Annotated in this window: 8 protein-coding genes; 1 reads left to right on the top strand and 7 read right to left on the bottom strand. The window is 50.2% G+C overall.

What is annotated here, in order from left to right:
- Nucleotides 1-177 precede the first annotated feature (177 nt).
- The 7 genes from NST08_RS27475 to NST08_RS27445 all read right to left on the bottom strand — a co-directional run bounded on the left by NST08_RS27475 (nucleotide 178) and on the right by NST08_RS27445 (nucleotide 11,390).
- Nucleotides 178-1,152: a LacI family DNA-binding transcriptional regulator gene (locus NST08_RS27475; RefSeq protein ID WP_007128821.1), complete on the bottom strand. Its 975-nt coding sequence runs from the start codon at nucleotides 1,150-1,152 to the stop codon at nucleotides 178-180.
- Nucleotides 1,153-1,200: 48 nt separating this feature from the next.
- On the bottom strand, nucleotides 1,201-4,551 hold the full coding sequence (locus tag NST08_RS27470; RefSeq protein WP_341342516.1) for a GH36-type glycosyl hydrolase domain-containing protein: 3,351 nt from the start codon (nucleotides 4,549-4,551) through the stop codon (nucleotides 1,201-1,203).
- Between the two features lie 99 nt (nucleotides 4,552-4,650).
- Entirely contained in the window at nucleotides 4,651-6,810 is a 2,160-nt protein-coding gene (locus tag NST08_RS27465) for a glycoside hydrolase family 3 N-terminal domain-containing protein (RefSeq protein ID WP_341342515.1), read from the bottom strand.
- Between the two features lie 252 nt (nucleotides 6,811-7,062).
- Nucleotides 7,063-8,667 carry an extracellular solute-binding protein gene (locus tag NST08_RS27460; protein WP_341342514.1) on the bottom strand — a complete coding sequence of 535 codons (1,605 nt, stop codon included), beginning with the start codon at nucleotides 8,665-8,667 and terminating at the stop codon, nucleotides 7,063-7,065.
- Between the two features lie 51 nt (nucleotides 8,668-8,718).
- Nucleotides 8,719-9,633 (bottom strand): carbohydrate ABC transporter permease, encoded by a 915-nt coding sequence (locus NST08_RS27455; protein WP_007128817.1) that lies wholly within the window; start codon nucleotides 9,631-9,633, stop codon nucleotides 8,719-8,721.
- 18 nt (nucleotides 9,634-9,651) lie between these two features.
- Entirely contained in the window at nucleotides 9,652-10,611 is a 960-nt protein-coding gene (locus tag NST08_RS27450) for an ABC transporter permease (protein WP_007128816.1), read from the bottom strand.
- 11 nt (nucleotides 10,612-10,622) lie between these two features.
- Nucleotides 10,623-11,390, bottom strand: coding sequence for an alpha/beta hydrolase (locus NST08_RS27445; RefSeq protein ID WP_007128815.1), 768 nt, complete (start codon nucleotides 11,388-11,390; stop codon nucleotides 10,623-10,625).
- Between the two features lie 503 nt (nucleotides 11,391-11,893).
- Here NST08_RS27445 and NST08_RS27440 point away from each other — a divergent pair.
- Nucleotides 11,894-12,808: a serine hydrolase domain-containing protein gene (locus NST08_RS27440; RefSeq protein ID WP_210094014.1), complete on the top strand. Its 915-nt coding sequence runs from the start codon at nucleotides 11,894-11,896 to the stop codon at nucleotides 12,806-12,808.
- The last annotated feature ends 19 nt before the right edge of the window (nucleotides 12,809-12,827 follow it).

Here is a 12,827-nt window from a genome sequence, read left to right as displayed (position 1 = left end):
CCTGCTGAATTTCAAGTCGTCAATGCCTCCGTCGACGCCAAAAGACAAGGAGCTAAGCGAGAATAAATCGCTTAGCTCCTTAATTTCTTTCGAATACCATCCTACTTTATTGCTGTGGGGGTTCCAAATTTTCTTTTGGGACACCCCTCTTTAGATATTTATATCAGTACTGTTAAATTATTTGACGGCGTATCCAACCGATTCGCCTTCGACCAGGGTGACGTAGATGCGTTCATTCTCAACGGTATCCCCAGCGATCAACTTGATCAGCTGCTCGGCTGCAAGGGCCCCCCACTTGCGTTTGGAGTAATCGATGGTTGCCAAGCGCGGCTGCATATAGCGGGTCAGCTCAATATTATCAAAGCCGATTAAATGAATCTGCTCGCCAATGACCAGAGAAGAATTTTCGGTTATCTGGTTGCAAAGCCCGATGGCCATCTCATCATTTAGGCAGAATACGGCTACCGGATCCTTATAGTCCGCTATGATTTGTTTAGCCGCTTTTTCACCGCCGCTTTTCTTGAAATCTCCCTCGATTTCGATCCACTCGATGTGATCTACACGGTCCAGGGCCTGTTTAACGGCCTTCATTCTCTGCATGGAGTCGAAGGATCCCGGCGGACCGGTAACGATATACATCTTCTGGTGCCCGCGTTCGATCAAATATTCCATAGCGAGCGTAGCGCCTGCTTTATTGTCTAGAAGCACCTGATTGATGTTTTTGTGATCGAGCTCGCGGTCTAAAACAACGATTTTGTGATTGCGATCCGCATATTCCAGCAGCTCTTCGCTTTCGAAGGCCTGATCAAGAATAATGGCACCGTCAATCATCCGCTCGGGAAGCATTCGGTGGGACTGCTTGCCGCTGCATACAATCAGATCATAGCCTTGCGTGTTGGCGACTTCCTTCATGCCATCCAGCAGATCTCCGTACACTTCTCCTTTGAAATCCGTCAGAAAGACGCCTATGATTTTGGACTCTCGCTTTTTAAGCGTTCTGGCTGCCGCATTCGGTATATAGTTCAGTTCCTGAGCGATGGCCAAAATTCGAGAGCTCGTCTCATCCGTCACTTTACTGCTGCCGTTGAGGGCATAAGATACGGTCGATATCGAAACACCGGCTTTTTTTGCGATATCCTTAATACTTACCAATTTTGCTCGCTCCTTCGTTCATAAACCAATCCCTGGCGGGATTGCAGACTACATGAAGATTTCAATCCTGTTCCGTCCCTGAGTCATCTGTTCGAATTGCTGTCTGGAAACGCGTAGACCGCCTTCTCGGTAAGGGTTAGTGATACGCTCAGCTGTCAGCTCGGTCCCGTTCATCACAACGCGGCTGATGCTGTTGCCCGTAACGTGGTAGATAAAGGTTACCTTGGTACCGGCGAATTCATAGTCAAAATGAAGTCCGTCCATGCTGACGGGTATAACCGGATCCAATACCAGGTCGCCGCGATCCTGACGGATGCCGAGGGCGTTTGAAATTAACTGGTTCATGTAGATCCCCGGTCCACTGGAATAAATTCGCCAGCCGCCCTTGACCTCCACTTTTCCGCTGCGCAAGTCATCAAAATGCTCTTGAGCCTCGTAGCGGGTATTGAACTTGCCGTCAGAGCTGCTGAAATAAGCATTGCTCTGGCGAATTGCCGCATTCGGTACCACCTCTTGGATACCGACAGGGTTAATCGTTTCAAGCCCTTTCCATACATCCTCTCCATGTCCAAGCTTCGCCATCGCTTCGATGTAACGGATATGGGCATGGACATATTGTAAGCCTACTTCGCGCCCGAAATTGGAAGCCTGTTCCGCCCGCTTAAAATGTGTGCTAACGCCGCCTTTATAAGAGGCTGGACGGTTCATCAGACGCACGCCGTCCGGGAACAGCAATGTGCTCTGAATAAGCTCGTAATGGGAACGGGCTTGCTCCGGTTCGAGGAGTTCGGCAATCATGCTGCGGGTCATGGGGAGCAGCCGGTACTGTATACCGGTGTCCTGGTCCTCAGGGTGTAACATAAGCTTAGGTTGTTCCGGATCCTCGAGGTAGAGGAATCCAGGTATAACATCATTGTTCAGCATGTACCTCTTGAAATCCTGCCCGATATTTGCTGCAATATCAGATATTGTGCCTGCCAGTTCTTGATCAAACGATTGCAGAGCTGCAGAGAGCTGCTTCATCGTTTGATAAGTCAAGGCTACTGTCCAGCTGCTGACCATAAACTGCTTAAGCTGCGCATTGGCAGGCTGGAGGGTATCGTCCCAGTCACCGTCTCCGTAGGAGGATAGATGGGTATCATGCAGAAAATGACTGCGTATATATTCGATTTCTTTTTTGGCATGCTCCAGAATCGACGCTTTATTCTCCGTGAACTGGAAAGAATGCTTCAAAGTATAAGGAACTTGTTCATCCAGGATGCTGAAATCCTGCGTGACCGTTAAATAGTCGCTTAGTACTTTCAGCGGCCATACAATGATGTCGCCGTGGCTCTCTTCCTGCTGTATGGCGAAATACCGGTCAAACATAAACCATTGCGGCCAGTTTCCGCCATCCTCGTATTGATGACAGTATACCATTTTGAGAATATCTCTCACCTGTTCATATTTTTGTGTAGCCATAAAATATTCGACAGGTCCCTGACAGACATCACGTGTTCCCCAGGCTGCGCCTCCGTATTGCTCCAAGCCGTGAGGAGACGAGTAATGGACGAACATATTATGCGTATACCACCAGGCTAGTGCGTTTACTTTGAATAATGAATTTGCATCATCTCCGGGACGCGAGAGATGGAAGCCGTTCATGACGCGGCGATAGTATTCGCGGTAACGAATGATTTCTTCGGATGCGCTGCGCGGCCGGTCTGGAATGGTCTTGCCCTCCAGCAGGCCTTGGATCGTAAGCGTCCAATCGCTTGTGCGATCCAGACGGAGGGTTACCAGGGAAGAGGAGCCCGGTGCCACACCGTCAGCCATCGTCGTTTCATCTCCAACCGTTACCTTTGCACCGTCAACCCAAAGGCGGTATTGCAATTCCGGATAAGCTTTGGCCGATACAGGATTCGTATCGGAGTGGAACGTCAGCACTCCGGCTTCTTCTGTCATGTGTACCGGAGTTTCGTACTCATTAACGTTCATCGTCACATGATTCGTGACTAGATAATTGTACGGGATTCCATTCTCCGATCGGACATGCAGCCGCACTTCGGGGGCATCCAGCACCGTATAGTTCGTAATGATCAGCATGTCGTCTTCCGTTTTATAGTACCAGCGAGCATAGTTAAAGCCGATTTCGAACATAGACGGCATCGTCAGCAGATGATACGTTCCGTCCTTTTCTACATAAATCCGCTGGCCCGACGTTTTTGGCACATTGAGTGCGCTGCGGGAATTGCTCATCATTTTATTCATATTCGTGTTGCCAACCACGACATGGGAGTTGAAGATGCCGTACATGAAAGAGGTAGTTGCCATCACTTCAGCACCGAGCTTCAGGTTGTCGCCGCTCAACAGAATATGCCCATGCGGGCGTTCAACGAGCATTTCTTTTTGCTTCAGAACGATATGTTCATAGGTATCTGTGAAGAAAGCCAGCAGGTTACCCTGATTTCGCTCCTCCTGATGTCTGCTGCCTACTGGAAAACGCGCACTGATTTCTTCTTCGGACAACTCGAGCGCTTGCAGCGGTTCGCCGATGTACGGTTTAAGACGAGTGGCGGGGAGGGGCTCGAGCTTATGCTTGGAAGTCTGATTCTCATAGGACTGCCAAGCTTGCTGAACCTCCGTTAAGTATTCAAGCTCCTCAACAGCAGCCGGGTGATCTCCTTTAAAGAGGCCATAAAATACAAAACGCTCTTCACCGTTCAAGGTCTTCTGTTCAGACTGGAGTCCGGTATAGGCAAATTCATATTGGTACACTTCACAGGCCAGTTTCTCCTGATTCAGGCAGACCGGCGTGTTCGTTTCCTTGTACGAAAGTCCGAAGAATTGAAAGCCGTCCGTTGAATATGCTGAAGCTCCCGAAAGTGAACCTTGCTGGAGATAAGGGAAGGCACCGCCTTGGGGTTGGTTTTGGCGGGAACATACCACATAACCCTGTTCACTGTGCTCAAAGACGCGGTAATCAATATATTGGGACAGATAAGCTTCATTGCTGCGAACCGCTCCAATGTCAGCAATTCCTACATCCTGTCCGTAGATGATGTCAATGACTTGGCCTTGTCCACGGGTCTGAACATCCCAGAACCAGATGCCCTCCGGCTGGAGTACGAACGAAACCTTGTATTCCACGTCTTCCGCTGTACCCTCCCAGACGATCATTCCTTTTCCCGTGCTTACTTTACTGGAGGAATGAATACCGAGCAGGGGATAACTGGTTATGCCCGCTTCATTGTGAATTCGCAAATAGATATTGTTCATGGAGCCGTCCAGCGGACTGGAGATCAGCTGATTGATCATTGTATTTCCGCTTACGGCTTTATATAAGTCACCGCTTTGCCAGAAACTAAAGCAAAGATCGCCCGCCTGAATGTGAATCAGATCCTGTGTAATGGTTGTCATAAAGTAGGTCACTCCTCCTATCCTGGCAGTAACCGCCAAGTCCGGCGGCTATGCCAAGGCAGTTGTGATGTAGTTTAAAAAATCGATATTGTAATAGATTTATACAAGCTTAAAGGAAGCCTGCAGGCAATCCCGGCTGTTAGGACCGACAAACAGTTGGAAGCGGCCCGGATCACTAGTAAAGCTGAGATCACTGTGATGGTAACGGAGCATATCTTCGCTAATGGTGAATTCGGCGATTTTGCTCTCGCCCGGTTGAAGCTTCAGCTGTTGGAACCCTTTCAGCTCGCGCAGTGGCCGAACGACTTCGCCTGTCATATCCCGTATATACAGCTGAACGGTTTCAACACCCGTTCTTGCACCCGTATTGGTCACCCGAATCCGCGCCGTAAGGTGCTGATCTGCTGTGATCTCGCTTCTGGACAATTGAAGCTCACCGAATTCAAAGGTGGTATAAGACAGGCCGTAGCCGAACGGGAGCAGAGGCTCATTAGGACTGTCGATATATTTAGATACATAGCGTTCGCCGGTTTTGGAAGGGTCCATAGGACGGCCTGTGTTAAAGACGTTGTAATAAACCGGAACCTGACCGACGGACTGCGGGAAGGACATGGTGAGCCTTCCGGACGGATTCATGCGGCCGATCAGCAGATCGGCAATGGCTGCACCGCCTTCGCTGCCCGGGAACCAAGCTTCAAGCACGGCATCCGCTTCATCGAAAATACCTTGCAGATCCAGTGGACGACCGTTAAAGATGACAGCAGCAATAGGCTTGTTTAACTGCTTCAGATGTTGAACCAGCTCAAGCTGCGCTTTCGGCAGCGTAATATCCGTGCGTGAACCGCCTTCACCGCTCATTTCGGATTCTTCGCCGAGTGCCAGAACGATGACATCTGCTTCACGGGCAGCGTCCAGTGCCAATTCCAGCTGGTTTGCGTCCATCGAGTCAAAATTGCATCCGGCGGTGATGGTCAGCTTGCCGCTGATGCGTTCTTTCATGGCCGTGCCCAGCTTTACGGCATCTTCTTTGGCGCCGACACAGGACCACCATCCGAGGATGTCCTCCTGGTCTGCAAAAGGGCCGATCAAAGCGACATTGGAATCAGGTTGAAGAGGAAGAACACCGTTATTTTTTAGCAGGACGCTGGACTTCACCGCCAGATCGTAAGCTGTCTGGCGATGCTCGTCACAGAAGAGCAGCTCGCGCTCCCGTTCCGGATCCGCTCCCCGGAACGGATTTTCGAACAATCCCAGCTTGTTTTTCAGTTGCAGAATACGCATGACGGCCTCATCAATCAGCGATTCATCGATGAGCCCGCTCTTGATCAAATTCGGAAGATGATGGACGTAGCAAGGGGTCATCATTTCGATATCGACGCCTGCGCGCATCGCCCGGTAGGCAGCTTCACGGTCATCCTCTGCGGCCCCGTGGGCGATCATTTCCCGAATGGATGCCCAGTCGGATATGAGAATCCCGTCAAATCCCCACTCATCACGCAAAATACCGCGCATCAGCTTCTCATTGCCGGAAGCAGGAATGCCATCAACGGTATTGAAAGAGGCCATTACCATTTCGCAGCCTTCATCCAGCGCGGCCTTATAAGCAGGGAGATAATATTCGCGCAGTTGTCTCTCCGACATGTCCACCGTGTTGTAATCACGGCCGCCCTCCGCAGCCCCGTACGCGGCAAAGTGCTTGACGCAGGCGGCCAGGCGTTCGTTATCCTCCGCCAGCGCGCTTCCCTGGTACCCGCGCACAAAGGCTCTGGCGAACAAGCTGTTCAAATACGGGTCTTCGCCCGTTGTTTCCATGACTCGTCCCCAGCGCGGATCGCGTACCAGGTCAACCATTGGAGCGAACGTGACATGGATGCCGGAGACGGCGGATTCCCGTGCGGCAATTTCTGCACTTTTCTCGGCAAGCTCGAGATCCCAGGAACAGCCGATGGCAAGCGGGATCGGAAAGATGGTCTTAAACCCGTGCACCACATCTGCCATAAACAAGAGCGGAATCCCGAGACGGCTGTTCTTCATATAATTCTGTTGTAATGCTATGATCGAAGCGGCTCCTGACAGACCGAGAACCGAACCGCTGGCACGGACCATGTCTGTGGTGAGCCCCATTTCCTCTATGGGCCCTGTAATTTGACCCTGATCTTCCGTGCCTTCATGGAGATTAGATGTAAGCTGCAGCAACTGTGCTATCTTTTCTTCTAGCGTCATCTTTGTTAAAAGGTCGGTTAACTGCTTCTGGTCCATGTATTTCCCTCCACTTCTTTATATCTACGAGAATAAATAGAATGAGAACGGGTTGACTAATGTCTCTATCTCCTTTCTCAGGAGCATGCACAAAACATGGATAGGCATGTAGTTGTGCAAACTCCTCATTCAGAAGAATGAGCAGGGCAGAAGTCAAGAACCCGGCTGCATTCGAAATCCTGCACACCGGGTTCAAAGGACTTGTACCGCTGGCGAATGCCTCAGGCCAACTCTAGTTTGAAGCTGTTTGTTTTACTTTTTTAAGTTATTGAGTTCATCCAAGACGGGTTGTACAAGAGATTGCTTGCTCTCAACCCATTTCTTCCAATTCGTTTCCAAATCTCCATCTTGGAGAATCAGGTTGGTGTATTCTTCAGCGTAATTGAAGGTTGCCTGGTTTTTAGCCTTGGAATCATACAGCTGGACATCCCAATCGTACAGAGCGAGCGCGCCGCCTTCCTTGCCGAACTTCGCTTTGTTCTGGTAATGCTTGACTGCCGTATCACGGTATTCTTGCTTGATTGCAGGGTTGATCATGCTGAAATCGTCGCCAAGCAGGTAAAGACCTTCAAAGCGTCCAGGATATTTGTCGCCGACGCTCGTTCCTTCGGGAAGGAGGCTGATCAATTCTTTGTTCTCACCGTATTTCCAGTCGGTTCCTTCAAAGCCCATGTTCAGAATCATTTGTCCTTCTTCAGTGACGGAGAAATCAACAAGGTCCATAACACGCTCGAATTTCTCTTTGCTGATATCCGGCGAGAAGATCAGGGCGGACCAGAAGTTAACCTGCTCCAGATTGCGGTACTTGCCGTCTTCGCCAAGGACGATAGCGGTATGAACAACATCATCGCTGTTCAGATTCAGGTTCTTCTTCATGTCTTTGTCCACGTCTTGACGGTAGGAAGCCAGTCCGCCGAGACTCATGACAGCAGCCGTGCCGTTCACACGGAAGTTGTTGCTGGCTTCACTGCTCTTCCAGGTATAGAATTCAGGATTCAGAAGGCCTTCCTTGTATGCTTCCTGAACCAGCTTCAGGCCGGTAAGTGTCTCCGGATCTGCCGGACCCCACTTGTATTTTCCGTCTTCACCTTTATAGAACGCCGATTCCACACGGGAATGTGCGCTGTTCGGCATCATGATGTTCGTCAGGACATCATCAGGCTTGTAGGAAATCGGAACGAGCTTCGATCCCACCTTGCCCGGATCCTTCTCTTTCACCAGACGGGCGTATTCCATGAGTTCGCTCGTTGTGTAAGCATCCTTGAGTTCAAAATTGACTGCTTCTGCCCAGTCCTTGCGAATAGCGATAACGCCAATCTGGTTCGTGAGCTGATCAGCTGGCTTGTTCTCGAAGTATACCGGTCTTGGCAGAATGTAAGTTCCACCAGTCAGCTCTTCCAGCTTATCGCCAAGTCCAGTCAGGCTGTAAGCCTTCGCAACGTTCGGCCAGCGTTCCTTCCAGTCATCAGGGAATTTGTACAAGAGACCCTGATCAATGTAGTTCATCGCATCGCCGTGAACATAATCCCAGACAGCCACATCAGGCAAATCGCCCGAGTTGATCCATAGACGGAGCTTCTCGCCCCAGGAATCCCACTCGACAAAGTTGTAATCCCACTCGATGTTGTACTTGTCCATCCAGTACTTGTGGAACTCGTTGTCCATATCGCCGTCCTTGACCGTAACGGTGCTTGCTACGGAAATTTTCAGCTTATCTTTGTAGTTCCCGTTCTCGTCTTTCCCGCTTTCTCCGCTGCTTGAGGAATCTCCCTTCGAGCATGCGGTCACAAGCACAAGGCTCATGCTCAGCAGCAGCAACAGAATGGATTTAGCCGACAGCCGTTTGTTCGTTTTCATGTTCTACCCCCATGAATGATTAGATTTTTTTGGCTGAAATCTATGCATTAATCAGGTCTTGATAGCCCCTGTTAATACCCCTTTGGCAAAATGCTTTTGAAGCATCGGGAAGAAGCACATAATCGGTACCATACTGACGAATACCGCCGCCATTTTCATACCGGTCGAGAAGTTGGACTTCCCGGCAGCATCCACGCTTGAAGCGTTGGAGGCGTTGGTCTGCGATTCGACGATGATCGTTCGCAGCACGTTCTGGAGCGGGAGCTGATCCGCCTTACGCAGGAAGATCATGGCGTCATACCAGCTGTTCCAAATGGCTACGCCGTAGAACAGCGTAATGGTTGCAATAATCGGGGCGGCCAGCGGCAGGACGACGGAGAAGAGGATTTTCCATTCTCCGGCCCCATCAAGCCGGGCGGATTCCATCAAGGATTCCGGGAGCCCCTGGAAGTAGTTCATCATCAGAATCATGTTGAAGGCGCTGAAGCTGCCTGCGAGAATAACGGACCAGAGCGTTCCGGTCAGGTGCAGAGCCTTCATGATGAGATAGAGCGGAACAATCCCGCCGTTGAAGATCATGGTGAACAGGACCAGCATAAAGATCAGCTTTTTGCCCGGAAACTTGTTCCGGCTGAGCGCATAAGCCATCGTAATGGTTAAGAACAGGCTGAGCGGCAAACCGATAATCAGGAGCTTGAAGGTGTTCCAGTAGCCGGTCAAGATGCTTCCGTCGGCGAACAGCGCTTTATAATTCTCCAGCGTTGGATTAGCAGGCAGCATCATGAGCGGGTTATCGGCGTATTCTTTTGGCGTGGAGAACGAGATCATAATGACATTCCAGAACGGAATCACGATCAGCAGAGCCAGTACGACAAGCACGGCCAGCAAAATATAATCGAGAAGAGTCATCTTCATCTTGTTCTTGCGAATCTTCGTCCTCTTGGGACTTGAAGTAATGGTGCTCATTTCTTTTCGACTCCTTTCTTAACGGAATAAACCGTCTCCGCCCATTTTTTTGGCTACTCTGTCCGCAATAAGCAGAAGCGCCATGTTGACGAGAGACCGGAACAAGCTGACCGCCGTAGAGAACGAGAAGTCCGTTGACGACTGGAACGTAATCCGGTAAATGTAGACGTCCAGCACTTCCGATACGTTCTTGGTCGCGGCATTCGCCAGGTTAAATATTTGATCGAAGCCGGAGGACATCAGTCCGCCTACCGAAAGGATGAACATGATCGTCACGGTTGGCATAATATTAGGCAGCGTAATGCGGAACATCTGCTGCATACGTGTAGCTCCGTCGATTTGAGCCGATTCATACTGGTCTTGATCGATACCGGATATGGCGGCGAGGTAGACGATCGCTCCCCAGCCGGCGGATTTCCAGATATCCGTGAGCAGGATCATCGGAATGAAGTTGCTTTCCGAACCGAGGAAGTTGATGGTCGGCAGACCGAGTATCGCAAGGGTGCTGTTCACCAGGCCGTCATAAGCGAGCACGTTGATGACAATACCGGAGACGATAATCCAGGACAGGAAGTGCGGGAAGGTCAGCACCGTCTGGAAGGCCTTTTTCATCCGGCTCATCCGCAGCTCGTTCAGGATCAGTGCGAGAATGATCGGAACCGGAAACGTGACCGCCAGCTTGATAATGTTAATGTAGAGCGTACGCCAGACGGCATCGATAAAGGTCGGATCCCGGAATACATACTTAAAGTTTTCGAATCCGACCCAAGGGCTCCCCAGGATCCCGAGATTGGCCTTGTAGTCCTTGAATGCGAGGGACAGGCCGCCCATCGGCATGTAGGCGAAGATGATCAGCCAGACAAGCCCCGGAATCAGCAGGGTGTAGGTCATTCGGTTTTTTTTGATTTCAGACGCAAGCTTCTTGAATTTTGAGCGTCCGTGCGGTTTCTTGGTGGGCCCTAAGGCTGCAGGTTTCAAGTGGCATCTCCTCACTCTTCTTGAGTCTTGTCGTTAAAAAGAAAATCAAATGCCGTTTCCAGATGCTGCTCCCAGAATCGCCATTCATGCGCTCCGGGTCCTTCCACGTAGTGGAAGTCGGAACCGCTTTGTCTCAGGTACGCGGCAAATTCGCGGTTCATCTCGATAAAGGGATCTTCCGTTCCGCAGCAGCAGAGGATCGGGGGCAGCTTTCCGGTCTGCGCAAGTGCCGCTTCCGCGAGCTTGTACAGATCCTGATCCGGCTTGATGTCGAGCTCCGGACCGAATACGGCCTGCATTTCCTTGACCATACCGGCAGGCATGTCCATATCGTGAATCCTCTTCCGAATATCGGTTACACCGGATAACGAAACGGCTTTTGCGTATTGTCCGGGATAAGTTAACGCACATTTAAGTGCTCCGTATCCGCCCATGGACAAGCCGGCGATAAAGGTACGGGCCCGGTCCTCATTCAGTTGGAACAATCGGCTGCAAAACTTCGGGAGCTCCTGGGTAATGTAATAAAAATAGTTAAGCCCATACGTCATGTCTGTATAGTAGCTTCGGTTTGCCTCCGGCATAATGACGGTGCAGTTGTATTGATGTGCGTATTGCTCAACGGTAGTCAGGCGCTGCCAAGTACTTGCGTTATCGCCTGCTCCATGAAGAAGATAGAGTGTGTAATCCGGCGGTTTGCCTGATTCCACGGGCGACACGACATGGATGCTTGTCGTCATGCATAAAGTGGGGGAGCCGGTCTCTATCGTAATATGCGCCATAAGTAACCCCTTTCAAGTGTGAACGATCTAGGCAAATAGGCGGAGGGATCTAAGCATCCCCCGATATCCGCAATATCCAAGCGGGACTGCTGAAGATACCTGTCAGTTCCGTTACCGATGTGATGCAAGATATGATCGTTATTTTATGAAAGCGATTTATCGAATCGTTTCGATAACATCATAATTGCACATCAAATCTTTGTCAATATCGTTTTTAAAAATTATAATTTTTCATGAGAAATGATCCAGTTAAGGACTGAAATCTATATTTTTCCCTAAATAGAGTGTATTTTCGCCATAGAAAACGCTTTTATTTTATTGGGGATACAAGGGATTTCTGTAATCGTGTATTGGCAAAAAAATCATCGTTTGTTGAAACGTTTCTATTGGGATTGAAACATGTTATTCTGAGATGAGAGCATGAATCTTGCTGAAGACCCTTTCAGGGGCTGCGGTCTTACGAGACAGAAGCGAATATGCCTAATCGGATAGGAGGTAAATCCATGTCTAATCATTCATTAACCGGCTTTATTGATTACATCGCAGACAGAGGATTGCAGGTTCACTCAGCGCGGGTTCGTCAAAACGGCCGGCTGTGGGGGAAGTACGATTTGACGGAGGACAAACGGCGTGTTCAGCATTCCATTAGCAAATCTTTTACTTGTATGGCCGTCGGCCTGGCCATTGAGGAAGGCAAGCTCGCGCTGAACAGCCGGCTGGGTGAATTTTTTAATAGTAACTCTTCGATAGTTGACAATCTGGAGCCGTCTCTCGATCCCGGCAACATCACACTATACAATTTGCTTCGAATGTCTTCGGGCCATGATTCGCCGCCCTTATGGGCAAACGAAAGAGCATCCTTGAAAGAGAAGGATTGGGCTAAGTACTATATGTCGCTACCGCTTGACCGGACGCCGGGCGACATGTTTACATACAGCAGTGGAGATACGTTTATGATCTCGGCTATGCTCCAGGCGGCGACAGGCGAGACGGTAAGGGACTATCTGACTCCGCGCCTGTTTGAGCCCTTGGGTATAGAAAATGTTCATTGGGAGTCATCCCCGCTGGGTGTGACGCTGGGATGTGCGGGCTTATCTATCAGCAATGAGGAACTCAGCATTTTTGGCCAGCTTCTGCTGCAGCGCGGATTGTGGGAAGGACAACAGATTGTGCCTGAAGCGTGGATACGATTCGCATCCTCCAAACAGATCGATACGCAGGGCAGCCCCGATTGGGCTCAGGGGTATGGCTGCCAATTTTGGATGTGCACTCACGATGCCTATCGTGCAGATGGGGCATCCGGCCAGCTATGCATCATTCTCCCCGGCAAAGATGCGGTCATCGCGGTGAATAGCCGGGAAGATCGAATGCAGGAGATCATGGATGCGATTTGGACAGAAATTTACCCGTTGTTATAGATGAGTACAATGAGATACC

This window comes from Paenibacillus sp. FSL K6-1566, from assembly GCF_038050475.1.
Classification (GTDB): domain Bacteria; phylum Bacillota; class Bacilli; order Paenibacillales; family Paenibacillaceae; genus Paenibacillus_AQ; species Paenibacillus_AQ lactis.
The sequence above is the reverse complement of the archived record's forward strand: the minus strand, read 5'-3'. Positions and strand labels throughout refer to the sequence as shown.

Coding starts and splice junctions, on each gene's coding strand:
- NST08_RS27470 (WP_341342516.1), bottom strand. CDS start 4,551: ATGACAACCATTACACAGGATCTGATTCACATTCAGGCGGGCGATCTT.
- NST08_RS27465 (WP_341342515.1), bottom strand. CDS start 6,810: ATGGACCAGAAGCAGTTAACCGACCTTTTAACAAAGATGACGCTAGAA.
- NST08_RS27460 (WP_341342514.1), bottom strand. CDS start 8,667: ATGAAAACGAACAAACGGCTGTCGGCTAAATCCATTCTGTTGCTGCTG.
- NST08_RS27440 (WP_210094014.1), top strand. CDS start 11,894: ATGTCTAATCATTCATTAACCGGCTTTATTGATTACATCGCAGACAGA.
- NST08_RS27445 (WP_007128815.1), bottom strand. CDS start 11,390: ATGGCGCATATTACGATAGAGACCGGCTCCCCCACTTTATGCATGACG.
- NST08_RS27455 (WP_007128817.1), bottom strand. CDS start 9,633: ATGAGCACCATTACTTCAAGTCCCAAGAGGACGAAGATTCGCAAGAAC.